Source organism: Arthrobacter bambusae, from assembly GCF_030812595.1.
GTDB lineage: Bacteria > Actinomycetota > Actinomycetes > Actinomycetales > Micrococcaceae > Arthrobacter > Arthrobacter bambusae_B.
Genome location: NZ_JAUSSZ010000001.1, coordinates 485,861 through 511,234, shown reverse-complemented (window position 1 = coordinate 511,234; position 25,374 = coordinate 485,861). Strand labels below are relative to the sequence as shown.

Annotated in this window: 31 protein-coding genes; 16 read left to right on the top strand and 15 right to left on the bottom strand. The window is 64.6% G+C overall.

Annotated features, from left to right (window positions below; all coding sequences use genetic code 11):
• The first annotated feature begins 161 nt into the window (after positions 1-161).
• From J2S96_RS02425 to fdxA, 7 genes are read left to right on the top strand one after another with little or no spacing between them, the layout of a single operon-like run.
• A complete protein-coding gene (locus J2S96_RS02425) occupies positions 162-1,544 on the top strand; it encodes an FAD-dependent oxidoreductase (RefSeq protein WP_306859528.1) in 1,383 nt (460 codons plus the stop codon).
• A complete protein-coding gene (locus J2S96_RS02420) occupies positions 1,541-2,800 on the top strand; it encodes a CaiB/BaiF CoA transferase family protein (RefSeq protein WP_306859526.1) in 1,260 nt (419 codons plus the stop codon). Before J2S96_RS02425 ends, J2S96_RS02420 begins: the two co-directional genes overlap by 4 nt.
• Positions 2,797-3,621 (top strand): enoyl-CoA hydratase-related protein, encoded by an 825-nt coding sequence (locus tag J2S96_RS02415; RefSeq protein WP_306859524.1) that lies wholly within the window; start codon positions 2,797-2,799, stop codon positions 3,619-3,621. Before J2S96_RS02420 ends, J2S96_RS02415 begins: the two co-directional genes overlap by 4 nt.
• A gap of 56 nt (positions 3,622-3,677) precedes the next feature.
• The gene (locus tag J2S96_RS02410) at positions 3,678-4,610 is read left to right on the top strand and encodes a dihydrodipicolinate synthase family protein (protein WP_306859522.1); all 933 of its coding nucleotides are present in this window, start codon (positions 3,678-3,680) and stop codon (positions 4,608-4,610) included.
• A complete protein-coding gene (locus tag J2S96_RS02405) occupies positions 4,610-5,395 on the top strand; it encodes an SDR family oxidoreductase (RefSeq protein ID WP_306859519.1) in 786 nt (261 codons plus the stop codon). Before J2S96_RS02410 ends, J2S96_RS02405 begins: the two co-directional genes overlap by 1 nt.
• Before the next feature lie 60 nt (positions 5,396-5,455).
• The gene (locus tag J2S96_RS02400; protein WP_306859517.1) at positions 5,456-6,931 is read left to right on the top strand and encodes an aldehyde dehydrogenase family protein; all 1,476 of its coding nucleotides are present in this window, start codon (positions 5,456-5,458) and stop codon (positions 6,929-6,931) included.
• 6 nt (positions 6,932-6,937) lie between these two features.
• On the top strand, positions 6,938-7,255 hold the full coding sequence (fdxA, locus tag J2S96_RS02395) for a ferredoxin (RefSeq protein WP_306859514.1): 318 nt from the start codon (positions 6,938-6,940) through the stop codon (positions 7,253-7,255).
• 59 nt (positions 7,256-7,314) lie between these two features.
• On the opposite strand, the gene J2S96_RS02390 is transcribed toward fdxA, so the two are convergent.
• From J2S96_RS02390 to J2S96_RS02370, 5 genes are all read right to left on the bottom strand, one after another.
• A complete protein-coding gene (locus J2S96_RS02390) occupies positions 7,315-7,626 on the bottom strand; it encodes a hypothetical protein (RefSeq protein ID WP_306859512.1) in 312 nt (103 codons plus the stop codon).
• A gap of 28 nt (positions 7,627-7,654) precedes the next feature.
• Positions 7,655-8,662, bottom strand: a complete 1,008-nt coding sequence (locus tag J2S96_RS02385) for an isopenicillin N synthase family dioxygenase (RefSeq protein ID WP_306859510.1) — start codon at positions 8,660-8,662, stop codon at positions 7,655-7,657.
• A 53-nt stretch (positions 8,663-8,715) separates the two neighbouring features.
• Positions 8,716-9,063: a VOC family protein gene (locus J2S96_RS02380; RefSeq protein WP_306859508.1), complete on the bottom strand. Its 348-nt coding sequence runs from the start codon at positions 9,061-9,063 to the stop codon at positions 8,716-8,718.
• 76 nt (positions 9,064-9,139) lie between these two features.
• Positions 9,140-9,436 carry a hypothetical protein gene (locus J2S96_RS02375; RefSeq protein ID WP_306859506.1) on the bottom strand — a complete coding sequence of 99 codons (297 nt, stop codon included), beginning with the start codon at positions 9,434-9,436 and terminating at the stop codon, positions 9,140-9,142.
• A 101-nt stretch (positions 9,437-9,537) separates the two neighbouring features.
• Positions 9,538-9,930 (bottom strand): nuclear transport factor 2 family protein, encoded by a 393-nt coding sequence (locus J2S96_RS02370; protein ID WP_306859504.1) that lies wholly within the window; start codon positions 9,928-9,930, stop codon positions 9,538-9,540.
• A 196-nt stretch (positions 9,931-10,126) separates the two neighbouring features.
• Here J2S96_RS02370 and J2S96_RS02365 point away from each other — a divergent pair, with 196 nt between their 5' ends.
• Positions 10,127-10,810, top strand: a complete 684-nt coding sequence (locus J2S96_RS02365; RefSeq protein ID WP_306859502.1) for a hypothetical protein — start codon at positions 10,127-10,129, stop codon at positions 10,808-10,810.
• Positions 10,811-10,921: 111 nt separating this feature from the next.
• Entirely contained in the window at positions 10,922-11,374 is a 453-nt protein-coding gene (locus J2S96_RS02360; RefSeq protein WP_306859500.1) for an Hsp20/alpha crystallin family protein, read from the top strand.
• A 17-nt stretch (positions 11,375-11,391) separates the two neighbouring features.
• Here the strand turns inward: J2S96_RS02360 and J2S96_RS02355 are convergent, their stop codons facing one another.
• The gene (locus J2S96_RS02355; RefSeq protein WP_306859498.1) at positions 11,392-12,876 is read right to left on the bottom strand and encodes an MFS transporter; all 1,485 of its coding nucleotides are present in this window, start codon (positions 12,874-12,876) and stop codon (positions 11,392-11,394) included.
• 104 nt (positions 12,877-12,980) lie between these two features.
• Here J2S96_RS02355 and J2S96_RS02350 point away from each other — a divergent pair, with 104 nt between their 5' ends.
• The gene (locus J2S96_RS02350) at positions 12,981-13,208 is read left to right on the top strand and encodes a hypothetical protein (RefSeq protein ID WP_306859496.1); all 228 of its coding nucleotides are present in this window, start codon (positions 12,981-12,983) and stop codon (positions 13,206-13,208) included.
• Positions 13,209-13,234: 26 nt separating this feature from the next.
• Here J2S96_RS02350 and J2S96_RS02345 read toward each other — a convergent pair whose 3' ends face one another.
• Both J2S96_RS02345 and J2S96_RS02340 read right to left on the bottom strand, forming a co-directional pair.
• On the bottom strand, positions 13,235-13,672 hold the full coding sequence (locus J2S96_RS02345) for a hypothetical protein (protein WP_306859494.1): 438 nt from the start codon (positions 13,670-13,672) through the stop codon (positions 13,235-13,237).
• A gap of 99 nt (positions 13,673-13,771) precedes the next feature.
• Entirely contained in the window at positions 13,772-14,392 is a 621-nt protein-coding gene (locus J2S96_RS02340) for a TetR/AcrR family transcriptional regulator (protein WP_306859886.1), read from the bottom strand.
• A 102-nt stretch (positions 14,393-14,494) separates the two neighbouring features.
• Here J2S96_RS02340 and J2S96_RS02335 point away from each other — a divergent pair, with 102 nt between their 5' ends.
• The 6 genes from J2S96_RS02335 to J2S96_RS02310 all read left to right on the top strand — a co-directional run bounded on the left by J2S96_RS02335 (position 14,495) and on the right by J2S96_RS02310 (position 20,658).
• Complete coding sequence (locus tag J2S96_RS02335; protein WP_370872971.1) at positions 14,495-16,444, top strand: primary-amine oxidase; 1,950 nt, start codon at positions 14,495-14,497, stop codon at positions 16,442-16,444.
• Positions 16,441-17,952: an APC family permease gene (locus J2S96_RS02330; protein ID WP_306859492.1), complete on the top strand. Its 1,512-nt coding sequence runs from the start codon at positions 16,441-16,443 to the stop codon at positions 17,950-17,952. Before J2S96_RS02335 ends, J2S96_RS02330 begins: the two co-directional genes overlap by 4 nt.
• A 22-nt stretch (positions 17,953-17,974) precedes the next feature.
• Positions 17,975-18,511: a hypothetical protein gene (locus tag J2S96_RS02325; RefSeq protein ID WP_306859490.1), complete on the top strand. Its 537-nt coding sequence runs from the start codon at positions 17,975-17,977 to the stop codon at positions 18,509-18,511.
• Between the two features lie 53 nt (positions 18,512-18,564).
• A complete protein-coding gene (locus tag J2S96_RS02320; RefSeq protein WP_306859489.1) occupies positions 18,565-19,974 on the top strand; it encodes an aldehyde dehydrogenase family protein in 1,410 nt (469 codons plus the stop codon).
• 189 nt (positions 19,975-20,163) lie between these two features.
• Complete coding sequence (locus tag J2S96_RS02315) at positions 20,164-20,388, top strand: hypothetical protein (RefSeq protein ID WP_306859487.1); 225 nt, start codon at positions 20,164-20,166, stop codon at positions 20,386-20,388.
• Positions 20,389-20,463: 75 nt separating this feature from the next.
• Positions 20,464-20,658, top strand: a complete 195-nt coding sequence (locus tag J2S96_RS02310) for a hypothetical protein (protein ID WP_306859485.1) — start codon at positions 20,464-20,466, stop codon at positions 20,656-20,658.
• Positions 20,659-20,802: 144 nt separating this feature from the next.
• Here the strand turns inward: J2S96_RS02310 and J2S96_RS02305 are convergent, their stop codons facing one another.
• The 7 genes from J2S96_RS02305 to J2S96_RS02275 are packed head-to-tail and all read right to left on the bottom strand — an operon-like array spanning position 20,803 to position 25,206.
• Positions 20,803-22,599, bottom strand: a complete 1,797-nt coding sequence (locus J2S96_RS02305; protein WP_306859483.1) for a complex I subunit 5 family protein — start codon at positions 22,597-22,599, stop codon at positions 20,803-20,805.
• A 34-nt stretch (positions 22,600-22,633) separates the two neighbouring features.
• A complete protein-coding gene (locus J2S96_RS02300; protein WP_306859481.1) occupies positions 22,634-22,981 on the bottom strand; it encodes a sodium:proton antiporter in 348 nt (115 codons plus the stop codon).
• The gene (locus J2S96_RS02295; protein ID WP_306859479.1) at positions 22,978-23,766 is read right to left on the bottom strand and encodes an MnhB domain-containing protein; all 789 of its coding nucleotides are present in this window, start codon (positions 23,764-23,766) and stop codon (positions 22,978-22,980) included. Before J2S96_RS02295 ends, J2S96_RS02300 begins: the two co-directional genes overlap by 4 nt.
• Positions 23,763-24,056 (bottom strand): Na(+)/H(+) antiporter subunit B, encoded by a 294-nt coding sequence (locus J2S96_RS02290; RefSeq protein ID WP_306859477.1) that lies wholly within the window; start codon positions 24,054-24,056, stop codon positions 23,763-23,765. Before J2S96_RS02290 ends, J2S96_RS02295 begins: the two co-directional genes overlap by 4 nt.
• A complete protein-coding gene (locus J2S96_RS02285) occupies positions 24,053-24,358 on the bottom strand; it encodes a monovalent cation/H(+) antiporter subunit G (RefSeq protein ID WP_306859475.1) in 306 nt (101 codons plus the stop codon). The genes J2S96_RS02290 and J2S96_RS02285 overlap by 4 nt, the downstream gene beginning before the upstream one ends.
• Complete coding sequence (locus tag J2S96_RS02280; protein WP_306859473.1) at positions 24,355-24,645, bottom strand: MrpF/PhaF family protein; 291 nt, start codon at positions 24,643-24,645, stop codon at positions 24,355-24,357. Before J2S96_RS02280 ends, J2S96_RS02285 begins: the two co-directional genes overlap by 4 nt.
• A 9-nt stretch (positions 24,646-24,654) precedes the next feature.
• Positions 24,655-25,206, bottom strand: a complete 552-nt coding sequence (locus J2S96_RS02275) for a hypothetical protein (RefSeq protein WP_306859471.1) — start codon at positions 25,204-25,206, stop codon at positions 24,655-24,657.
• Positions 25,207-25,374 lie beyond the last annotated feature (168 nt).

Below are 25,374 nucleotides of genomic sequence, written 5' to 3'. Positions count from 1 at the left end.
CATCTCCACTTTCCGGGTCCAGGTTCCCACGGACCTCTACTCGTCATGCCCTCCGCCAGGCCTGCTTCGCCGCGTGCATCGCGGCGGGCTCCTCCTGAGCACCCGTCTCTACCCCGGCAACCGTGAAACGGCATGCCGCCGGGAAGTAAGGATCCTCCACCATGAACTCCTTTGCCACCACATCGTCACTGGAACTCAGTACGACGACGGCGGACCTCGCCGCACCCGTCATCTCCCGCTCCGATGTCCTCGTGGTCGGCGGTGGGCCCGCCGGTGTGGCCGCCGCCGTCACCGCAGCACGTTCGGGCGCATCCGTCACGCTCCTGGAGCGCTACTCCTCGCTCGGTGGACTTGCCTCGGGCGGCATGGTCCTGGTGCTCGACGACATGACCAACGGCCAGGAAATCACGGTGACCGGCATCGTTTCGGAATACGTTGAGCGGCTGCAGAAGCTCGGCCTGGCAATTGTCCCCCCTGCCGATGACCGCAAGACCTCCGAGGAACTCTGGAACAAGTGGGGCCGCTACGGCACCTTCGACTTCCACTCCCACACCAACCCCAAGCCGATTTGCTACGCCGCGGCCTTCGACCCTGACGGCTGGAAGCGGGTCTCCAACGACCTCGTCCGCGAAGCCGGCGTCAACCTCCGCCTCCACTCCTGGTTCTCCCGCCCGATCGTGGACAACGGCGTCATGAAGGGCGTCATCTGCGAGACGAAGTCCGGCCCGCAGGCGTTCATGGCAGACGTCGTCATCGACACCACCGGCGACATCGATGTCGCCTCACGTGCCGGCGCCAGCCACATCAAGGACAGCTACCTCACCACGCTCGTCTTCCGCCTCGGCAACGTGGACACAGCCGCCGCTGAGGCTTTCGAGCAGGCCAATCCGAAGGAAGCCCGTGCCATCAACCGCACCATCAAGCGTCTCCTGGGTGGTGCCTGGGAATTGTGGTGGCTCAAGACACCCATCGACGGCGTCGTCTGGTGCAACGCTCCCCACATGAGCGGGTACGACGGCGTGGACCCGGCAGACATGACTGCCGCCGAGTTTGCTGCGCGGGACCGGATCACCGAAGCAGTGGAGTACGTACGCGCCCACCTGCCGGGCTTTGAGAACTGCTACATGCTCGACGTCGCATCCCAGATGGGCGTACGGCAGACCCGCCTGCTCGAGGGCGAATACGTCATGACGAAGGATGACGTCACGTCCCGCCGCCACTTCGCGGACACCGTGGCCCGTGGCCGCGATTACTACTACCCATACCGCTCGCTGCTTCCCAAGGAAGTCGACCAGTTGCTCGTCGCGGGCCGCCACTACTCAGCCACTCCGGAGGCGCAGAAGATGTCCCGCGAGATCCCGCCCTGCATGGCCATGGGCCAGGCAGTCGGCGTCGCCGCCGCGCTGGCGGTCCAGAACGGCACTCTCGTCCGCGAGGTCTCCGCCCTGGAGATCCAGCAGGGCATGCGCCGGCACGGTGCAGACCCAGGCGACGTTCCGTCGTCGAACGCTACCGTCGACAGCGAAGCGGTGGTGGGAGCATGAGCACCGACACCCTTCTCGATGAGCTTGAGGGAACCGCGTCACCGGAGCCCGGAGCCGCCGCCAAGCCCAACAGCGCTCCGCTACCCCTCGACGGCATCAAGGTGGTGGACTTCACCCAGGTGTTCATGGGACCGTCCTGCACCCAGCTCCTGGGCGACTACGGCGCGGACATCATCAAGGTGGAACGCCCCGGCGCCGGGGACATCTCGCGCAACTCATTCCCGGACAAGGACGGCCAGGACAACCCCATCTTCCTGGCCATCAACCGGAACAAGCGCAGCGTTTCCGTAGACACCCGCACGGACGAGGGCAAGGCCGTCCTCCGCCGGGTCATGGCCGACGCGGACGTCGTCGTCAGCAACTTCCGCTCCGGCGTGATGGAACGGATGGGCTTCGGCTACGAGGACCTCAAGGCCGCGAACCCGGGCATCATCTGGGCCTCCGGCACGGGCTTCGGCCCGGTTGGGCCCTACTCCCACAAGGGCGGCCAGGATGCGATCGCGCAGGCCTACTCAGGCGTGATGTGGCGGCGCGAGTCGGACGACGTGAAGCCGTCCATCTACCCCACCACGCTCTGCGACTACATCACGGGCATGCACCTCATGCAGGGCATCCTGCTGGCATTGCGCACCCGGGAGGCATCCGGCGTCGGGCAAAAGGTCGAAGTGACGATGTACGACTCCATGCTCCACCTGCAGATGCAGGAAGCCTGCATGCAGCTCAACCGCGGCTACGAAGTCAACTGGGGCGCCATGCCGCTGAGCGGCGTCTTCGAAACGACGGACGGCGCCGTCTGCATGGTGGGCGGGTTCACCCCTGACCCGCTCGCCCGGATTTCCGAGGCCCTGGGACTGGACGAAGACCTCACCCAGCGGCCGGAGTTCGCCAACCTGGAGCAGCAGTTCAAGCACAAGCCAGCCCTGCAGGCAATCTTCCGGGAACGCATCGCCACGAACACCACCGAGTACTGGACCAACCAGCTGGAGAGCCAAGGGCTGCTCAACGCGCCCGTCCTCACCTTGGAACAGGCCCTCGCCGATGCCCAGACAGAGGCCAACGGGATGATAGTCGAAGCCGAACACCCGGGCGTCGGCACGGTAAAAATGCTCAACGCCCCCATTCGCCTGTCCGCAACGCCGCCTTCCATCCGGCGGGTGGCCCCGCGGCTCGGTGAGCACAACGTGGAGGTGCTCCTGGAGAACGGCTTCGATGCCGAAACCATTGAGCGCCTGCAGAAGCTGGGGGTACTCCGGTGAGCGCTGTCGTTGAGAAGCCAGCCTCGGCTGCCAACACAGTCGACCAGGTCACCCTGACCATCGAGAACCACGTGGCCACGGTGGTGATCGACCGCCAGCACGTGCTCAACGCCGTCGATGGAACCACCCAGGAACGGCTGAACGGGATCTGGAGCCAGCTCGAAGCGGACCCCAACGTGCGCGCCGTCGTCATCACGGGGGCCGGAACCCGGGCGTTCTGCGTCGGGGCGGACATGTCCGCCTCCGCTGTGGGCAAGACAGGACTGCAGTACTGGGCGGAGCTTGACCCGAACGGTTTCGGCGGACTGAGCCTGCGGACGAGCCTGGACGTTCCGGTCATTGCCCGGGTGAATGGCTATGCGCTTGGCGGCGGCATGGAAATAGTGCTCGGCGCCGACATCGTCATAGCCGCGGACACGGCCCGATTCGGCCTCACCGAACCGCGCGTCGGGAGACTGGCGCTCGACGGCGGCGTCCACCAACTGGTGCGCCGTGTCCCTTATACCCAAGCGATGGGCATGCTCCTCACCGGCCGCAAGGCCGAGGCAGCGGAAATGCAGTCGATGGGCCTCGTCAACGAAGTGGTTCCGGCGGATGAACTCGACGCCGCAGTGCAGCGCTGGGTGGACCAGATCCTCGCTTGTGCGCCGAGTTCTGTCCGGGCCGTCAAGCAAATGGTCAGCAGGACCAGCCACCTGAGCGCCGCGGAAGCACGCGGCCTCAGGTTGCCGGCCCTCATGGCCGCTCTCGACAGCGAAGACTCCGCCGAAGGCGTGCGCGCCTTCCAGGAAAAGCGGCCGCCAGTGTGGCCGGGCCGCTGAATGCAGCACGGACAGAGCGGGACACCGAACGTCAGCATGAACGGAAGGACAATCCAATGCGGGAATCACTGACACCCGGCGTGTGGGGCGTCGTCGCCACGCCATTCCAGGGCAGCACCCTCGATCTGGACACCGACAGCCTGGCCCAATTGGTGGAGCACTATGAATCCATTGGCGCCACGGGACTGACCGTCCTCGGTGTCTTCGGAGAGGCCGCTGCCCTGACCGCAGCGGAGCGCAGCCTGGCACTGGAAGTGGTGGTCGAAGAAACCCGATTGCCGCTCGTGGTAGGCGTAACCTCGCTCTTCACGGGCACTGCAGTCGAAGAAATCCGCGCTGCCCAGGCCGTGGCCGGAGACCGGCTCGCAGCAGTCATGGTGCAGGTCAATTCGGCACGGCCGGAGGTGGTCGTCGCGCACCTGAACGCGATCCACCAATCCACCGGCGCAAAAGTTGTCCTGCAGGACTACCCAGTAGCCAGCGGCGTCAGCATCAGCACGGAAGCACTCATCTACGTGGTCCAGGCCTGCAAGTTTATTGTCGCGGTCAAAGCCGAAGCCCCGCCCACCAGTGTGGCCATTGCCCAACTCGCGGCCTCCGTCGACGTCTCCGTGTTCGGTGGGCTAGGAGGTCAAGGCCTGCTGGACGAACTGGTGGCCGGCGCCGCGGGCGCCATGACGGGCTTCTCCTATCCGGAAGCCCTCGTGGCCTGCGTCCGCGCCTGGCAGGCGGGCGGTTACGACGCAGCCCGGGACGCGCTCCTCCCGTACCTGCCCCTCATCAACTTCGAGCAGCAGGCCCGGATCGCATTGGCTGTCCGGAAGCAGTGCTTCCGTGAAAGGGGCCTCATCAAGGACCCCGGTGTCCGGCCGCCCGCGGCTCCTTTCCCGGATGTCCTCAGGGACGGCATGTTGACCCATCTGGCTGAAGCGGCCGACGCTTTGGACCTCTCACGAACCCCCACCGCCCGCACGGCAGGAAGGCTCTGATGGACTTCGGAATCAACGGCAAGAGCGCCTTCGTCGCTGCCTCCACAGGAGGGCTCGGACTAGCCGTCGCCCGCGGCCTCGCGGCCGAGGGCGTCAGGGTGGCCATCACCGGCCGCCGCGGCGAGCTGGCCGAGAAGATCGCGGCGGAACTGCAGGCTGACGGCCATAGCGCCGTGGCAGTCGAGGCCGATCTGAGCACCCCCGAAGGGGTGGCCGCCGCCGTCGAGCGCGCCGTGGATTTGCTCGGCCCCATCGATATCCTCGTGCTCAACGGGCCCGGCCCCAAGCCAGGGGCGGCCGCGAGCCTTGGCGCGGATGACATCGCGGCGGCGTTCGAGTTGCTGGTGAAACCGCACCACGCGCTGGTTTCGAAGATCCTGCCAGGGATGCGGGAACGGCGTTGGGGACGAATCCTGGCGATCGGATCGAGCGGAATCGTGGCACCCCTGCCCAACCTCGCCGTCTCCAACACGGGCCGTGCAGCATTGGCCGGCTACCTCAAGACGCTTGCGGCGGAAGTTGCCCTCGACGCTGTCACAGTCAACATGCTCTTGCCCGGGCGCATCGCCACCGATCGCGTCGCCGAACTGGACCGGGCAGCAGCCAAACGCCGGGGCACCACGCCGGAGGAAATCCAGCTTGAATCCCGCAAGACCATCCCTGCCCGTCGCTACGGCGAACCGGAGGAGTTCGGCGCAGCCGGAGCGTTCCTCTGCAGTGCCCCCGCTTCCTACATCACCGGCGTCGCGCTTCGCTGCGACGGAGGCCTGATCCGGAGCCTCTAGGCTCTGGCCTCCTCCCGAACAGCAGTTGCCCAAACAAGCCGTACTAGCCAAAGGACTACCATGACCTCCACCGCCACCGAATCTGCAACCTCCACCCATGAGAATGTTGCCGTAGCGCAGCATCTGATCAACGGCGAATGGACCGGAGAACCCGAAATCCAGCGAATCAATCCGGCCCGCCCGGATGAACTCGCGGCCCTCTCCCCGCGAGGTACCGCAGAGGACGTCGATGCGGCCATCACGGCCGCTGCCGCTGCCCAGCCGGCTTGGGCCGCCTTGCCGGCGCCCGCCCGCGGGGCCATCCTCATGACCGCCGGCAACCTGCTCGCGGAACGCCAAGCCGCGATCGCCGAGGACCTTGTCCGCGAAGAAGGCAAAACCCTCGCCGAAGCCAAGGGAGAGGTCAAGCGCGCGTCGGACGTGCTGCGCTTCTTCGGCTCGCTCGGCTGGTCCGCCACCGGCGAAGTGCTTCCCAGCGGCCTCCCGGACACCACCATCACCACCCGGCGCGAGCCGCTGGGCGTGGTCGGGCTCATCACCCCGTGGAACTTCCCCATCGCCATTCCGGCGTGGAAGGCCGCACCCGCACTCATCAGCGGCAACGCCGTGGTCATCAAGCCGGCCGAACTCACCCCGCTCTCCGCGACGCACCTCGCCCGTGCCCTCAAGGACGCCGGACTTCCCGCCGGAGTCTTCAACGTGGTCCACGGACAAGGCCGGGTAGTCGGAGACGCTTTGGCACGCGATCCCCGCATCACCGGGCTGTCCTTCACCGGATCAACCAAGGTGGGGCTCGGACTCCAGGAAATCCTGAATGCCCGCCGCGCCCGTGTCCAGCTTGAAATGGGCGGCAAGAACGGCGTTCTGGTCCTCGACGATGCCGATCCGCGGAAAGCGGCCGCGGTAGTCGCAGCCGGCGCGTTCGGACTCACGGGCCAAGCGTGCACGGCAACGTCCCGCGTCTACGTCACCCCGGGCATCCGCGACGCGTTCCTCGAGGCCCTCGTTGCCGAGGCCGCCAGCTACACCGCCGGTGACGGACTCGACGGCGCCAAAATGGGCGCTGTGGTGAGCAGCCAGCAGTTCGAGCAGGACCAAGCCGCGGTGCGCTCCGCCGTCGAGCGCGGCGCCACCCTCCTTCACGGAGAGTACGACGGCGACGCCTCCGGTGCGCTGCTCTTCCCCGCCGCCGTGCTCACCGACGTTGCGTTTGACGACGCTGCCGTTACGGAGGAAATCTTCGGTCCCGTGGTTGCTGTCCGGGAGGTGCCCGACTACGAAGCCGGACTCACCGCGATCAACGACTCACGCTACGGCCTCACCGCAGGCATCTGCACGGATTCTTTGGCCCTGGCCACGGACTTCGCCGCGCGTGCCCAGGCAGGCGTTGTCAAGGTCAACCGTCCCACGGCGGGCTTGGACCTGAACGTGCCGTTCGGCGGCGTGAAGGACTCGTCCACCAACACCTTCCGCGAGCAGGGCAAGTCCGCACTGGACTTCTTCACGTGGGGCAAGACCGTTTACACCGGTGTGTAGCGCGCCATGACCTACGTGATCGCGCAGCCTTGTGTCGACGTCAAGGACAAAGCCTGCATCGACGAATGCCCGGTGGACTGTATCTACGAAGGCGAACGCTCGCTCTACATCCACCCGTCCGAATGTGTGGACTGCGGCGCCTGCGATCCCGTCTGCCCGGTCGAGGCGATCTACTATTCGGACGATGTCCCGGATGATTGGGCAGACTATGTGCGGGCCAACGCCGAGTTCTTCGAGGACATCGGATCTCCCCAGGGAGCTTCAGCAGTGGGAAATCTCGGACGGGACCATCCGGTGGTTGCAGCGGCACCAGTCCCGGCGTAAGCGGGGGGCTGGTGCCGGGAGGCACGACGTACGGACCGCGGCCGCGGCGCTGTCCGTACTCATCCAGCCCGCCTGGCTTGGATCGCGTGGCGAAGCGATTCCAAGCTGGGCAGCCCCGAGAGGCTACCGGCCGTACGGTAGACGCGGCACGTCATGGCGGGGTCTGCCGTCGAGGGGAAGAGGTCAATTCCGTCCGCCATGAATGTCGGGGATCCATGGAATCCGCAGGCTTCGGCCTCTTCGTCGGTCATGATCTCCCTGACGGCAATGAACGCCGGTTCGTGCCCTTCGAATTCCATGGCCCGGGAGAACAGCTTCCGGGCCGCGGAGCCGTGCGGACAGTCCCGGATGGTGAGCAATTCGAACTCCATGGCCCTATTATCTGTCTCGCCGCCAGGTTCACAGAAGGTCGGCGTGATGCTCCGCGACGACGTTCGGGTGGGCCCTCAGCCGGTAACGGAGGGCGTTGTCCCCGTAGGTTTCCAAAATCGGGCTGTTGGAGGGGTCAACCGACAGGCCGCGGGCCTTTGCCTGGAACTCCGGGCTCACGGCAAGCTGCGGCATGGTCGCGTCAAGGGCAGGATTGTAGAAGAACGGCAGGGAAATCCGGTCCGTGCCCCGAAGTGGCGAGATGACCCGGTGCAGGGTCGCCTTGAGGTAGCCGTTGGTGGCCAGCTCGAGCATTTCGCCGATATTGACCACGAAAGTGCCCGGCACTTGCGGGGCGTCGATCCACTTTCCTTGGTATTCGACCTGGAGACCGCCCTTTCCGGGCTCGACCAGGAGCAGTGTGAGTACTCCCCCGTCACGGTGGGATCCCACTCCCTGCTTGCGGTCCGGGTCCGACTCCCCCGGATATCTCACGATCTTGAGGACAGGGAAGGCCCGTTCGGCGAACGCCGCATCAAAGGTGTCCTCGGGCGCTCCGAGGGAAACTGCCAGGGCCCGCAACAGCGCGAGCGAGATGGCGCTCAGCCGTTCGGTCCATGCTGAGACAATCTCCCGCATTTCCGGGAGGGCTTCCGGCCACAAGTTGGGTCCCTCGAGCCGCCAGTATTCCGGGACACCCGGGCCCGGCTCAACAGCGTCACGCTCGACGCCGATGTCGATCTGCTCGCGCCAGTCAATCCCGCCGTCCGTAAGCTCGCCGCCGACGCGGGTGTAGCCGCGGAACTGCGGGCTATGCACATTCTCGATCGCGAGCTTTTCCTCATCCGGCAATTCGAAAAAGCGGCGCGACACGTCGAGAATGGCATCCGTCAACTCCTGCGGGATACCGTGGCCGGCGAGGTAGAGAAAGCCAACCTCATGCATGGCGTCGCGCAGTTCGTCACGGAAGCGGGAGGCCTCCTCCGGACCTGCTTCCAGACGGGAGAAATCGATCACGGGCAAGGTATCGAGTGTCAATGCACCAAGTCCTTTTCATCGAATGCCGCAAGCGTGCTCATGTCCCCGTTACTTTAGCTCGGCTGTTTGGGATGCCACACACCGAACCGGTTGCCGTGCGGGTCCAGGAGGTGCGCGAACTCGATCGCGCCGTTATCGACGAGCGGCATGGCTACGCTCGCACCAAGCGATTCGGCCCTGGCGATCGCGGCCTTCACATCGTCCACTTGCACGTAGAAGATCGCCCAGGACGCTCCGTCAAGGGAGGAGGTGTCCCACAACCCACCCTTGTCGCCATTCACCATCTGGTAGCTGGCGGGCGACGACTCGCCGAAGGTCCAGTCGAAAAGTGAGCCGTAGAAGGCCCGGGCGCTCCCGGGATCGGGGGAACCGACTTCGAAATAGTTCACGATGGAGGCCACGACTTGTATCCTTCCACTTTTGCCTAAAAGGACGGAGGCCGCCCGCGAGACCTAGGGGCGGCCTTTTTCGATGAGGTCAGGTGATTATCTTGTAGAGATCCACGACGGTCTCTTCCGGGGGCGACTCGAATCCGCCCTCGATGCCCGCCTGCATGCGGGGCATGAGAATGCTGTCGCGGAATTTCTCCCAGCTTTCCTTCGATTCATGGACGGCCATGATGGTCCAGCCACCGGCCGACGGGCCTGCGGCATGGAAGGTCTGACCCTCGGGCAGTAGGCCCTCTCCTGGGTGGACAGCGGCAATTGATGCCTCGTATTGCTCCTTCGTGCCTCCTGGGAAGAAGTGCACGACTCCGTAGTGCGCGGCTTCCATATCTGCTCCTTGCTGGCGTGGACGGGTGTGGACATGCCAAGCAATAGACCCCGCTGCCCAGGATGTCAATAAGTTTCCCAGGCGGAATCCACATCAGATATTCAGGTCCAGAATTCGTCCACCTTGGCGGTGTCCTCGAAGAATTCCCGGCCCTCAACAACCTTTGCGTCGCGGACTACGAAGGAAATGACAGTTGCAATGTCCAGTGTCTTTCCGTCGTTTTCGGCGCGGGTTTGCTGGAGGGCAATCGTGTGGTTTTCTCCGCCGACGACGTCCTGGACTGCCGCTTGGAAGGTGCCCTGGGAACGCGCTGCCAGCTCACCGAAGTAGGCCAGGATCTCGTCCCGCCCCTGCTTCGTCCCGGACAGCACGCCAGTTCCCGCTACATGCCAGACTGCGTCCTCCGCGAACAATTCGCTGAGTGTCGCCAGATCACCTGAGTTAAAGGCCTCGTATCCCCGCCGGACCAATTCAGCGTTTTCTGTAGCTCCCATGTTCGGATACCTCTCCGTCATCCTCGTCGGTCAATGGGACGGCTTAAGGCTATTCCTGGGCGGGGTGCCTGTCGATGGGAAAAGCCTCAGGTTCGGGGACCCGCTCACAGACCCACATCGGCGCGATGCATGGCTCAGCCCCGGTTGTCTTCGCGGGGCCCTTGAGACACCTCCGGGGCGGTGGGACGATGAAGCCGTGAATCCCTTCTTCGATTTCGTGGGCCATTACTGGTGGCTGGTCTTTCCCTTGAGCGGAGTGGCTGGCGGTTGGGCGCGGTCCTGGTCCAGGGCCAGCGAGCGGCGGCACCGCCGCCGGGTGGAGCTTTACCGCCTCAAGAACCGCGCGGCGGAAATGGAACAAGTCAGCCAGGGCGAGGTCCTCCGGCTGCAGGAGGCTCACGACGCCGTGAACCATCGATGGCTCGAATACGAGCTTGACGTCGGGAAACTCATTGATTTTCCGGTCATGTCGGATGTCCGCGAGCCGCTCACCGTTGCGTTTCTTCGGGCAAAACGGGAGGCTGACGGCTTGCGCCCCGCAAAACCGGCGGAAGTCACGACGGCGGCGCGCCTTGCGGAATACCGCGCGGCCGTCCGCAGCTACGAACTGGCGTTCGATGTGGCAGAGCGCGAAGCCAAACGCATCAAGGACGGCAATTTCACTGAGCCCGAACGCCAGCGGTTGGCGACCGCGCGGAAGCTGCTGAGGATCGCTTCGGACAGTGCGGCGACGCCTGCGGAGCGGCAGACAGCGTACAAGCGCGCCCGGCGCGAATTGGATGGGTTGATCGTGCTCCCCGAAGCGACCGTCGCTGCGTTGGAAGAGAAGATCGCCGGGATGCTCGACGCACCAAAGACTCCGGACTTCCACCAAAGCTGACAGGCACAATCGTCCTGCCCGGGGCTATCCACGCGAGCACGTGAGGCGTAACTTTTTCTCATCCCGGCAAGTCTGTACTGACCCACCGCCGGCACCTATCAGGAGGACATCATGGACAACTTTCTGCGACGTGGCGGACTCGAAGTCCCGGAGCCCGTCCGACGCTTCCTTCAAGGCGAATCCGACTTCTCGCTGCGCATCGAGCAGTACCAGGAAGGGGACACGCTCGTCGTCAGAGCGGATCTGCCGGGAATCGACCCCGAGACCGACGTCGACATCAGCATCGTCGACGACACTCTGCACATCGACGCGCGGCGCGAGGAGGATCCCGAACGCATGGACAAGAAGGGCTACCGGAGTGAGCTCCGCTATGGCGAGCGGTCCCGCAGCATTCCGTTGCCCCGCGGCGTGAACCAGGACGGCGTCGTCGCAACCTACGAGGATGGCGTCCTCGAATTGCGAATCCAACTCCCCGAGCAATCAGAGCCGCAGACCACGAAAGTCCGCGTAGTCCGCACGGGTGGCCGCGGAGCCAACCCGGCTCCAGGGGCACCGGGGAATTAGATCAGCTGAGGGGAGGCCTAGGGCCTCCCCTCCCGTCCGTCTGGCCGACGCACTTTTTGGAGCCGCGAATCCGGCCTCTTGTCCTGGGGAGCGGCAGCTTCATGGGGAGTGGCGGGCATTGCGAGGACAGCGAGAACGGTGAGCGCGGCGCTCACGAGCACCGCGAGAAACACTGCCGCCGAGGCGGATACGATGGCCTGCGAATTCTTCCCGCCGCCTGGGTTGGCAGCGTAGATTGCGTTGGCCACGCCGCCGAAGGTGGCTACGCCAAGCGAGCTGCCAATGGATCGAGCGAAGAGGTTGGTGCCCGTCACTACTCCGCGCTCGTGCCATTCGACACTGGACTGGGCTGCGATCAGGCTCGGAGTCGCTAGCAGCCCCAGTCCGAGCCCGGCGATGAAGCAGCTCCCTGCGACGAACGCCAGGTTAGGTGTGTAAGCCGTCATCGCGAGGGCCGCCGACCCGATCAGGGTGACCGCGCTGCCGATCAAGGCCGTGGACCTGAATCCGATCCGAAGGTAGAAGCGGCCCGACTGCGAGGCGCTGATCGGCCAGCCGATGGTCAGGGCTGCAAGTGACAGGCCCGCCGTAATGGGCGACACCGAAAGTGCACCCTGAAGGAAGGTGGGCACATACGACGTGAGGCCGAGCACGATTGCTCCGGCACCGAAGGAGATCAAGGCGGTCGTGCCAAGAAGGCGCCTCGAAACGACCCACGGCGGAAGGACAGGCTCCGCGGCCCGGCGCTCGACCAGGACGAAGGCAACGAGCGAAACCGAACCAATGCCAAACACGGCGATGCTGATCGGCGAGTCCCAGGCCCATGCCTGGCCGCCCTCGAGCGCACCGAGAATGGTCAAGGTCAACGTGATCGTGAGTAGCGCGGCTCCGAGATAGTCGACACGGTGCTTTACCCGTTCGATGTTCTCTTGGAACCTCTGAACCAGCATCCACGCAGCCACGAGGCACAGCGGGATGTTGACCAGGAAGATTCCGCGCCACAGTCCAAGCGAAGAGAACACTCCGCCCAGTGTCGGACCGACAAGAGAAGAGGTCGCCCACACGCTGGCGAGGTAGCCTTGCACCTTCGCGCGCTCGGCCAGGGTGTATATATCTCCGGCAATGGTAATGGCAACCGGCAGGACCGCGCCGGCACCGAGGCCTTGCACTACGCGGAAGGCAATGAGCGTGGGCATGCTCCACGCCAGCCCGCAAAGGATCGATCCGATCAGGAAGAGCCCGATGCCGGTGAGAATGATCGGCTTACGGCCTGCCATGTCGGAGAGCTTCGCATAGACCGGAACCGAGACAGCCTGCGCGAGAAGGTACGCGGAGAAGAGCCACGGGAACGAGGCAAAGCCGCCGATGTCGTGCACGATCGAAGGCACTGCGGTCGCCACGATCGTGGCATCGATCGCGACGAGGCCGCTCGAGAGCATCAGGGCTATGAGTACCGGGCCCCGCTTGGAACGGAAGCCCACTCCGTCGCTTTGAATTGCCATGTCACGGCCTGTCCTTCCCCTATGCCCGGGCGTATCCTAATTACGTTTCCGGCACCGGCCTCGGCCGGCATTCTTCTCTGAACCCACTCAGATAGGCGTCATCCATGGAGATGAACATCAGGGACCACTGGGACATGCTCAGCCCCGAAACGCGGCATTGGCTAAAAGACAACCCTGGATGCGTGGTCTTGCCGCGAACCATCGCGGAAATAATCCATAAGGAAACCGGCATCACTCCGGACTTCGACCGCCACAGCCAGGTCAGCCTGTCCCCCGAGGATCTGAGCTTCATCCGGTCCAAGGCTGAAGGAGATCCCGCCCGGCCGACGTAATTGACCGGTCTGACGTCATTGACCGGTTAGGGGCCGTTATCTTCGCCGCCGTCTTCATCGGCCGGCGCCGGCGGGTCTTCAGCCGCTGGTACCGGCCGAGGGGCGGCCTCACGTAGTGGTCCTACCGTTCCCTCCGCGCCGTAGTCCCCCTCGGCGTACTGGCCGATTTCAGACTCGGCGGTGCGCCCCGGAACCGTGCCCGCTTCGCCGAGATCCGCCTTCGCGTAGCGTCCGGCTTCCCTGGCCTCCGTACCCAACGGCTCGGGCAAGCCTCCTTGGCTGCCGGCCGCACCGTAGTCGCCTTGGCTGTATTGGCCTTCTTGGTCTTGGGAATGCCGTCCGGGCTCTGTTCCGCTCTTCCCGTAGTTTCCCTCGACGAACCGGCCCCGGAGTTCGGGTTCCACTGGAACTCCGCTTTTCTCCTCTTCAGTGGGTTCTTCGACGCCGCTGCTGCTGTCGGTCATGACCTTGCCTTTCCCGCAACCAACTTTGCGTCTGTTCGGCGCTTTTCCAGTTTATCGGGGGACCTATCGGCACAACAGGGCCACGTTAGGCTCGGGAGGCTACTCCGCGCACGCCTCATCGAGCGGCGTCCCGCTCTCGATGAGCGATATATAGGTCTCCAGTTGGGACCGAAGTTGATCAGCTGAGTGATGTTCCGGCGTCAGTGTGGCGGTGATCTGGGCGCCGAGTGCGAACGTCATGATCCCCCCGACGACGTCGTCATCGTTGAGTCCTTCCTTCAGCTCGCCGAGCTCCCGGGCTTCGCGGAGCTTGTCGAAGAGGGCTTCACGCCATTGCTCCATCGAGGAATCATGCAAGGCAGCCTTGGCCGGGTCAGTCAGCGCCCGCTGCCAGAAGGCGATAGCGATACGCGCCTCGTTGAGCCTCTCGGCGTCGAGCGGCAAAATTTCATGGCAATAGCTGCGCAACGCGGACAGTCCCCGCCGGCCGGCAGTGGCGTCTCCCATGCGGGTATTCGTCTGGTTGAAGACGTGGCCGAAGGCGAACGTCAAGAGATCGTCCTTCGTGGGGAAATACGGCTTGAGCGCGCCGTTGGAAAAGCCGGCCTCCATGGCTATCTCGCGCATGGTGGCGCCCTCGATGCCCCTGCTGGCGATGATCCGCCACGTCGCTTCCACAAGCTCCAGCCGGCGTTTTTCGTGGTCTACGATCTTCGGCAACGCGTTCCCCAAATCTTTTTTCTACAACCGTTGTGACTCAGATTACACGCTGTTATTCTCTACACACATAGAAAATAAGCCCGCCACTCACAAAGGCCTTCCATGAGCACAACATCTTCTCCAGAAATCGCCGAATTGGCTGCGTTTGCCGGACTGCCTGGGTATCGGATGACCAGTGCCGAAGACGTCACGGCGGTCCGGGCCATCCTGGCCGACGCAGGACTCTTCGATGAATCCATCCGGATCGCCTACCTTGGCCTACTCGACCCCCCTCGCGATCCAGGAGCCGTGGACCGGAAATTCAGGGCCTTCCTGCATGACGTTTCATCCGGTGCGGCACGGGACGTCGTCGTCTCGGTGACGCACCGGGAACTCGTCTCGGAAGTGGAGCTCGATACTTCCGTGACGGGCGAGCTTCCGGTCATCGAAGAAGAGTTCGAGGTGGTTGAAGAGATCCTCGCCCAGGACGAGCGCTGGCTCAAGGCCTTGGCTGACCGCAAGCTTGAGGTCAGCAAGGTCAGGGTTGCTCCGCTGTCAGCCGGGGTCTTCGAGTACCCGGAAGAGAAAGGCCGGCGGATTCTTCGCGGCCTGGCCTTTGTCCAGGAGTCCCCCGGGGACAGCGCCTGGGCCCACCCCGTGGATGGGCTTGTTGCCTACGTCGACGTCGTGGGCAAGACAGTCGACCAGGTCCTGGATTTCGGGCCGGTACCGGTGCCGGAAGAACACGGAAACTTCACCGACCCCGGGCTGACCGGTCCCATGCGCACAACCCAGAAGCCGATCCACATTACCCAGCCGGACGGGCCGAGCTTCACGGTACAGGACGGCAACCACGTCGAGTGGGAAAAGTGGAGCCTCGACATCGGCTTCGACGTCCGGGAAGGCGTGGTGCTGCACAACGTAGCGTTCGACGACGGCACTCGCCGCCGCAGCATCCTCAAGCGCGCATCGATCGCCGAAATGGTGGTACCTTACGGCGACCCCTCCCCCGTCCGCTCCTGGCAGAACTACTTCGATACCGGCGAATACCTGGTGGGCCAGTACGCGAACTCGCTCGAACTCGGCTGTGATTGCCTCGGCGAAATCACCTACCTCAGTCCGGTAGTCAGCGACGCGTTTGGCCGCCCCCGGGAAATCCGGAACGGAATATGCATGCACGAAGAAGATTGGAGCATCCTCGCCAAGCACAGCGACCTCTGGAGCGGTGTGAACTACACGCGCCGGAACCGCAGGCTCGTCATCAGTTTCTTCACTACCATCGGCAACTACGACTACGGCTTCTACTGGTACCTCTACCTCGACGGCACCATCGAATTCGAAGCCAAGGCCACCGGCGTCGTCTTCACGAGTGCCCTTCCGGAGAAGGGCTACCCGTACGCTTCCGAACTGGCCCCGGGCCTCGGGGCTCCCTTCCACCAGCACCTTTTCAGCGCCCGACTGGACTTCGCCATCGACGGGCTGAGCAACAGGGTCGAGGAAGAGGACGCCGTCCGGGTACCCATGGGAGAAGGCAACGAACGCGGCAACGCCTTCGCGCGCCGTCGGACTGTACTTAGGCGCGAATCAGAAGCTGTGCGCGAGTCCGACATGGCGGCTGGACGGGCGTGGATCATCTCCAATCCCGAATCACTCAACCGCCTGGGCGACCCCGTGGGGTACAAACTCCACGGACAAGGGCATCCCATGCTGTTGGCGGATCCCGAATCATCCATCGCCCGGCGTGCAGCATTCGCTACGAAGGACCTCTGGGTGACCCGCTATGACGAGAATGAGCGCTACCCCAGCGGCGACTTCGTCAACCAGCACTGCGGAGGAGCCGGATTGCCGTCCTACATTGCCCGCGACCGGGACATCGACGGTCAAGACATCGTCGTGTGGCACACGTTCGGGCTGACCCACTTCCCCCGCCCCGAGGACTGGCCGATCATGCCCGTCGACACGGTGGGATTCAAACTGCGCCCCGAAGGCTTCTTTGACCGGAGCCCGGTCCTCGACGTCCCCGCGTCGAAGCCTGCCGAAGGCGGCCACTGCCATATGGAGACCCAAAAATGAGTTTAACAACCGGGAAAGAGACCACTGAGGTGGGCCACCCGCCACACAACCGACGCCGCCTTGGCGTCCCGGCGGTGACTTTCATGATCATTGCCGCGTCGGCTCCGCTCACCGTCCTCGCAGGCGGAGTGACGACGACGTTTGCCGTCACCGGCGTCACCGGCGTTCCGCTGTCCTTCCTCCTGCTCGGTGGAACCCTCGCCGTGTTCGCCGTCGGCTACGCGGCGATGAGCCGGTACGTCGTCAACGCCGGCGCCTTCTATTCATACGTGGCTCAGGGCATCTCCCGGCCGGTCGGCGTCGGGGTTTCAATGGTGGCGCTGATGGCCTACAACCTGATGCAGGTCGGCATCTACGGGCTCTTCGGGTTCACCGTCTCGAGCTTGATCAACGAACGCTTCGGAGCCACGGTCCCCTGGTGGATTCCCGTACTGGTCTGCATCGCCGTCGTCGCATTCCTCGGAGTCAACCGGGTGGACCTGTCAGCGAAGGTCCTCGGGGTGCTCGTCGGCCTGGAGTTCCTCGTGGTGATCGTCTACGACGTCGCCTCCTTCGTCGTGGCACCCGAAGGAGCCAGCGCAGCGCCGCTCAGCCCGCAAAGCCTCTTTGTACCGGGTGTGGGCGCGGTCCTCTCCTTCGGCATCGCGGCGTTCATGGGATTCGAGTCGGCCGCCATCTACGGCGAGGAAAGCAAGGACCCCAAGCACACCGTCGCCCGGGCAACGTACACAGCAGTGGCCATCATCGCCGTGTTCTACGCCGTTTCCTCCTGGGCCATGGCCGTAGGGACAGGACCATCCGCTGTGGTCGACGCTTCCGCAAAACAAGGACCGGACCTGATGTTCGGCTTCCTCAGTGACCATGCCGGCGTCCTTCTGGCCGACCTGGCCCGCCTGCTCTTCGTCACGAGCCTCTTCGCAGCCCTCGTCAGCTTCCACAACGCCGCGGCGCGCTATTTCTTCTCCCTTGGCCGGGAACGAGTCCTTCCCCGGAAGCTGGGTGCCGTACGGCGGCACAGCGGCGCGCCCTACGCAGGATCGATCGCCCAGACGGTCATCGCCGTCGTTGTCACGGCGGGGTTCGCCATCGCCGGGACCGGATCGTCGCTGGGTGATCTCTACCCTGTCCTGACCATGTTCACGTGGCTGACGAATGACGGCGCGATGGGACTTGTGCTCTTGATGACCATCGTTTCACTGGCGGTCATCGGATTCTTCCGCAAGAACAGGCATGACGCCGGAATCTGGACCCGCGTGATCGCCCCTGCCCTCGGGTTCGTCCTCTTGGTGGTGATCTTCGTTCTGATCGTGGTCAACTTCAACGTACTGCTGGGCCAAAACGAGAGCAATGCCCTGACGTTCATCCTGCCGGCCACGATCATCTTGCCCGGATTGTTGGGCCTGGCCTGGGCCTTCCGCCTCCGCCGAAGCAACCCCGCCGTGTACCTGCGGATCGGGCACGGCGAAGAAGGGCCGGCGGCCGTCCGCCTCGGGGACGAAGAAGACTGACCAGCGCAGGGACTGATGATCGGTGAACACCACGCACACAACCCTTTCGATAGTCATGCTGGCCTGCTGCGCCCTGGGAATGTGGAGCCCGATGCGCGAAGGCATCGTCAGGAACCTCAGCCAGTGGGGACCGATGGCGCTCATGCTGGTGGCGATGGCGGACACGACCGTCGGGCCGGGCATGGTTCCGGTCCTCGTGTGGGGCCTTCTGCTTCTTCTCACTTCACCGTTGCCACTGGTGCTCCTGCCCAAGGACCGCCGGGGCGGAATGGAGATACACCGATCCTTGTCCATGGTGGCCATGTTTGCCATCCTCGTAACTACCCTTCCATCCCACGTAGCCGGCCCAGGACAGCAAACACACGCGCATTCGGGACTGGGTGGTGTAAACCCGGTCCTGGCGGTCGCCCTCGCCGGAGCAGTGATTGGCTACTCGATCATCCTGGCGGCCCAAACGCTGCGACGGAACGGCCGCGGACACCGTCGTCATACGTCTGCATCGCTTGAAGCAATCTCTTCGGCGGGAGCCCTGGGCGCAATGATCCTGATGAGCGCCTGACCCCCGGAACCTTGTCCTCCGAAACCAATACCAACCCAGAGTGGAGTAAACCCTTGGAAAGCTACGACGCCCTCCTGGCTTCAATCACCCCGACCACCGGCGAGACCCGGACCATCCTTGACCCCGCCACCGGCTCCCCCGTCGGGCAGGCTCCCGTTCACACCGTCGAAGACCTCGACGCCGCGGTCGCGGCCGCCGCAGCCGCCCAGCCCGCGTGGGCGGCGCTGGGCCACGATGCCCGGTCCGCCGCGCTGCTCAAGGCCGCCGACGCCGTCGAACGCTCCGCCGAAGAACTCGCCCGTCTGCTCTCCCGCGAGCAGGGCAAACCGCTGAACGGCCCCAACGCCCGCTTCGAGGTCGGCGCCTGCGCCGCCTGGCTCCGGGCCACCGCCGGCACGCCGCTGGAGGCGGAAACCGTCGTGGACGACGGCGAGACCCGCGCCGAGCTGCACTACCGGCCCATCGGCGTCGTCGGCGCCATCGGCCCCTGGAACTGGCCCATGATGATCACTACTTGGCAGATCGCCCCGGCCCTTCGCATGGGCAACGCCGTCGTCGTCAAACCCTCCGAATACACCCCGCTGTCGGTGCTCGCGCTCGTGAAGGTCATCAACGAAGATTTGCCCGAGGGCCTGCTGAGCGTGGTCTCCGGAGGCCGCGACGTCGGCGCCCGGCTCGCCGAACACCCTGCCGTCGGGAAGGTCATGTTCACGGGATCCACCGCGACCGGAAAGGCGATCATCAAATCCTCCGCCGATACCGTCAAACGCCTCACGCTGGAACTGGGAGGCAACGACGCCGGCATCGTCCTGCCCGACGCCGACCCCGCCGCGATCGCCCAGGACCTCTTGTGGGGCGCGTTCATCAACACCGGCCAGACCTGTGCCGCACTCAAACGCCTCTATGTCCACTCCGACATCTACGAGGACGTCTGCGAAGAACTCACGAAGGTCGCCGCCGCGATGCCCATGGGCAACGGACTCGACGAAAACAACGTCCTCGGACCCCTGCAAAACCAGCAGCAATACGACATCGTTGCCAAGCTCGTCGACGCCGCCCGAGACTCCGGCGCCCGCATCCTGCTTGGCGGCGACCCCGACCCCGGACAGCCCGGCTACTTCTACCCCACCACCCTCGTGGCCGACATCGACAACAACAACCCGCTCGTGGCCGAAGAACAATTCGGACCAGCCCTGCCCATCATCCGCTACACCACCGTTGACGATGCCGTCGCCATGGCCAACGCGCTCGACGTCGGACTCGGCGCCTCCGTCTGGTCCCCGAACCTGGATGCCGCCCGCGACGTCGCCGGCCGCCTCGAAGCCGGAACCGTCTGGATCAACAAGCACGGCGCCGTGGACCCCCGCATCCCCTTCGGCGGCGCCAAGCAATCCGGCTACGGCCTCGAATTCGGCACCGAAGGCCTCAAAGCCCTCGGCGTGCCACAAATCATCAACGGCTAGGCCGGCTTCCGCGGACCGCCAGCCTGGTTGGCAGTTGTTGTCGTTTTGAGCCCCCGAACGACAACAACTGCCAGCTGGTCCGGGGCGTGGCATTGCGTCGCACACGGCCCGAGATAGTAGCATTTGTGAGGCAGGAATATCTTGTGGGAGCATCCTACGCACAGGGAAAATTGGGGGCAGGCAAAGGGCATGGATTCGGAACCGTTGCAGCCAGAGGTAACTCCGCGATTCAGCAACACCCGCAAGCAGAACACTGAGCTTGCTATCCAGCAATTGCGGGCCGGCGGGTTCACCACCACCCAAATTGATGAATTCGTGGAGACGCTGCATCGCATGGAAGCCGACGAGTCGGTACTCGCACCCCTGACGAAGGCCTTGCTCGCCATGAACGTCTCAGTGCAGTGGCTGATGTAGCGACGCACTGGACCGTTTACCCCGAACAACGCTGAACCCCTTTTGGAGACGGCAGCCCAGTGGGACGATTCTGATATGAGCGATACCCAAGACCGCAAGTTCACGTCCCAGGCTGCCGGCCACAACCTCTCCGGGGAAAAGGGCATTCCCATGGAAGAATACGAGCACCCGACCACTCACCAGATGCGAATCGTAGGGCAGCGTCGGAATGAAGCGGAAGCCAAGCTCGAGCGTCAACAGCGCGAGGCACGGAGCAAACTCCACGAATAGCGAATTCCACAATTAAAAGGCATGCTCACGCAGCCGGGGCCGAGTCGCAGCCGTCACCGGGCGCCCGTTTGATGATAGGTGCATTCGCGCCAGCGGTACTTTCGGCATGGTTGCCGAGTTCCCTGGTCTCTTTCGGTCCCGGACTCAGGCGAGTACCAGAGCCCAACCCGCCGCGAGGCCCACGAGCAGCCACACGACGTAGTCGCCGACGCGCCCGGAGTGCAGCCGCCGCAGGATTCGCAAAGCCGGCTGGGCCGCATGCGAGGGGCGGCGCAGCGCGGAAGGCAGACGCCAGCCATGGAGCGCCGCGGCCGCAATGACGACGGCGAGCGCGGTCGTGAGTACCGCCAACGCAATGCCCGTCGGTTCCCATGCGGCGCCGGAGGTACCGTGGGACGCATAAGGGGCGGGGCCTCTGAGGACTGCGGACACATAGCCGTCCCGGTCCATGAACCGGGCGGCGGCCCGCTCGGCGGCCTCGCCGATCGATGGAAGGACCCCCAGGGCAAGGGCGCCGGCCAGCAGTCCCAAAGCGGGCGTCCCCATCGATACCGGGATGTGGCGCTGGCCGATGGGGACTTCGATGCGTTCCTCATCCCCGCTCATGCCCTCGGCCTCGACGCCCCCGGGACGGTGGCCAAGGCCGAGGAATATCCTTCCGCCAACACGGAACACAGCTGCGGCCGTCACAGCCGACACCCCGATCATGAGTGCCGGGACCCAAAGCTGGCCTCCGCTCGATGAGGCGTTCTCGGCGATGCCCTTGCCCAGTCCGACGGCGAAAGGCGGCGCACCCGCGAGTGCCGCGCCAGCGATCAGGAAGGCGATCCCGAGCACCCGGGAATCCTTTCCCCGGCCGTGGAGGGTGTACTCGTCGACGCTGCCGTACCTGTTCAGCAAGAGGCCGCTCAGCAGGAACAGGGACCCTTTGACCGCGGCGTGGCCGAGGATGTAGACGGCAACCCCTCCCAAAGCATTTGCGGAAGCGGTGCCGAGGACCGCCAGGAAGACACCCATGTGGGCAATCGTGGAGTACGCCAGCAGTCGCTTGATATGGCGTTGCAGGAAGCACATGATGCTGCCGACGACGGCAGTCAGGATACCGAGCACGACGAAAAGGACCTGGACCGAGGAGGCGATCTGCGAACCGGCAAAGGCGGCCCAGTAGACCCTCGCCACCCCGTAGAGGCCGAGTTCGACCATCACCCCGGAGAACAGGACGCACACAGGCGACGGAGCCACCGCGTGGGCGTCGTCGAGCCAAAAATGGAACGGCACGATCGCCGCTTTCACGAGGAATCCCGCGCATAGGAGGATGAACGCGATCGCGATCAGCGGGCTCCGGTCACCAACCAGCTCTGCGGAGATGGCGGCGAGATTCAGGCTTCCGGTGCGCGCGTAAAGGAGGCCGACACCCATGAGCGAAAAATAGGCGGCGAGCGAGTTGACGATGCCGAAATTGATGGCGCCGTGGACCGCGGACGGGTCTTCGGCCTTGAGTCCTGTCAGCGCGTACGCGGCCACGCCCATGAGTTCGAAGAAGACGAACATGGTGAAGACGTCGCCGGCGAACGCGAAGCCGGTCATACCAGCCAGGAAGAGCACCATCAACCCGTGGTAGTGGACGGTGTCAGACTCGAAGTAGCGCCACGAGAAGACGAGGGAGGCGACCATCAGCCCAGCCGCAAGGAGGGCGATCCCGATGCTGAACTGGTCTCCGACCAAGGCGATTCCGACCGCGCGCCCGCCCTGCGGCTGCCAAGCGCCCATCCAGTAGACGAGCCGCTGGTTCGCCGCCGGCACCACCATAAGCACCTCGAGCGTCCCTGCCCCGACGGCGGCGGCAAGGGAGATCACGTCTGCAAGACGTCTCGGAAGGTGGGGTCCCAGGGACATCAGCACGCACGAAGCCAGGATCAGGACAATCACGGTGGTGGGCATGAGCGATTCTGTGAACGTCCCGTGGATCACGCGCTCAGCCCTCCAAGCGACCGAGTCGGTCGGGGTCGATCGCCTGATGGCGCTTGGCGATCTGAATCACCAGGGCGAGCAGCATTGAGGTCACCGCCGCCGAGACCACAATGTCAGTCAGCGCCAGTGCCTGGACCACGGGGTCGACAACGGCCGTGGTCCTGCCGACCTGGCCGCCGAAAATGGGCGCCACTCCCCCGTATTGAAAGCCGACGGCAATGAGAAGCACGTACGTGCCCGATTGGGCCACCGAAAGACATACGACTGCATGGACCAGGCTGCGGCTCGTGGCGATCCCAACCACACCGAGGAGCATGACGCCAACCGCGACGAAGTACGCGTAGTAGTTCACGAAGCGGACCCTTCTTCGAAACCGGAGCGTGGCTTGCGCACTGAATCGTTCCCGGCGTCGGCCCGGATCGCCAAGGTCTGGTCCAGGAAGCTGGCCAGGAGGACGATGACGCTGCTGCAGACGGTCATCCCCACGGCTATGTTGAAGAGCGGCACTGTTCCCGACGAGATGAAATCGCTGAGCTGGCCTTGGGGAATGACGTTCGCGAAGAGGGCCGAGCCGAGCGCCGCACCGGCAATCCCGAGCGCACCGAAGAGGACGACGCCGAGCGCCTCGCCTTGCTGAAACCACACTAACGGCCGGAGTTTGCGCAGGAGGGAGTACCGGCCGCCGACGTAGAGCAAATGGATGCCCGTTGACAGGATGACGCCGCCTTGGAATCCGCCGCCGGGGGTGACGGCTCCGTGGGCCACCACGTTGACACCAAGCACGATGGTCAGCGGAAAAAGCACATAGACGAGGAGCCCTGTCGACTCCAACACCAGCCCGGCGTCGCTGACCTCCCGGCGTCGTTCGCGGTGGACCGGCCTCAGCAGCGCCGCGACGCCGACGACGGTGCAGAAAAGGATGGTCTCCTCCCCGAAGGTGTCGAAGCCGCGCTGGTCGAAGTTGATGCTTGAAACAACGTTTGCGGTGTCATGCGCATAAGTGCCCGAAACGGCCGCGTCACGGTACGCATGGATGTCTCCGCCGAAGTGCGGCATGCCCGTGAACGCGAGCGACATCGCGGCCGCGAAGGCGACGATGCCGACGACCAGAACGACCAGACGGATCCGCCGCGTCATTTTCCCTCCTTTTGGTCCGTTGCGCGGGTGTGTTCGGCACGGATGAGCGATATCTTCCGTATCGAGAGGACCACGATCAGGGGGACCACAGCGGTTCCGATGGCCACTTGGCTGAGGGCCACGTCGGGTGCTTGGAAGGCGACAAACAAGATGGTGAGCAGCAGTCCATAACAGGAAAGCACCACTGCTTGCTTTGAGGGATGGCGCGTGAGGACGACCGCCGCGGCTCCGACAAGGACCAAGGTGAGGCTGACGACAATCAGAACGTTGCTCAGGACGCCGTCGTTCATTCGGGGGACCTCCCGACGTCCAGGCCCCGCTCGTCGGCGAGGGACCTTCCCACGGCGATCGTCACGGCGGGGCCGCCGAACGCGACCACCAGGGCGATCAGGATGATGGTGGCGCTTCCCAAGGAAATGCCGAAGTAGATGACCGCTGCGATGGAGAAGAGGGGCACCCCGAGGGTCGTCACAGGGGCTAGAAAGTGCAGCTTTGCGAGGGGCTCACGCGCCAGTACCGCGCCTACGCAGCCGAAAGCCGCCGCCAGCACGCCCAGCCCTGCGAAAACCGCTTCAAACAGTACGGCCGTCATTCCTCCTCCCCGACCCGTTGCCCGTCAATGCCCGGCTTCAAAAGCCTGGTATAGACGAGCGTTCCAATTGAGGCGAGCACGGCCAGCACGAGGGGGACGATCAGGTACGAAGACTGGGCGACGACGATCGAGAGCCCGATCAGTACCATGACGCTGCAGCCTGTTAGTAGCTGGAGTCCAACCAAACGCTGGACATTGCTCCCGCGGGCCGCGAGGAGAACACTGGGAACCACGCCGAGGAGCAGGAGCGCCAAGGTCGCGGCCGACCACACTACTGCGGTATCCATTCCCGCCCCCTACCCGTCGCCTGAGGCGACGTGCCGGTCGAGCCTGGGCCAGCCTTGTGCCAGGACGTGCACCCGGAGCCGGTTCGAATCCGGGTCGGAATAAAAGACAACGGATCCAGGTGTCGATGACAAGGCGATCATGGCACCGGCACGCCATCCCGTTGCCTTCGGGCTCCGCGTCCCCGGCATCTGTTGCTCTCCCAGGGACTCCCGCCGTGGGCCCGCGAGCCACCGCGCGAGACGGACGGAATCGCTCACGGCAGCGGCAGGGACAAGGGCCGCCCATCGTAGCCAGATGACCCTCGCTGCGGCCTGAAAGCCCATGGCGCGCCGGGCCATGCGGGCAAGCACCGCGCCGAATAACGCCGTCGACGCCGCCGCCACGGTCTCCGGGACCGTCACCGTGCTCGCCGTGACCAGCCAAGAGAGCGTTCCCGCCAACCACCAGAGGACCAGCTCCAGCAGAGCCCCGGAGACTCCGCGCGTCCCGGGGAGACCGAAAAAGCCGCGGAAGCGGCCGGTTCGATCACTGGCGGCCGACACGCTACGCGCGCGCTGCATTGCGCTCTCGTGCCGCTGCGTCGGCACGTTCGCGCTGCGGCGCTTGCAAAGACGAAGGGCAGCGCCTCGTGGGATCGTGCTTGAGGAACTGACGCAGAAAGGGCCATTGCAACGGATTCGCCATCGGGCACCTCCAGATCGTCGGGCTGCCGCCGCCTGACCGGGGTC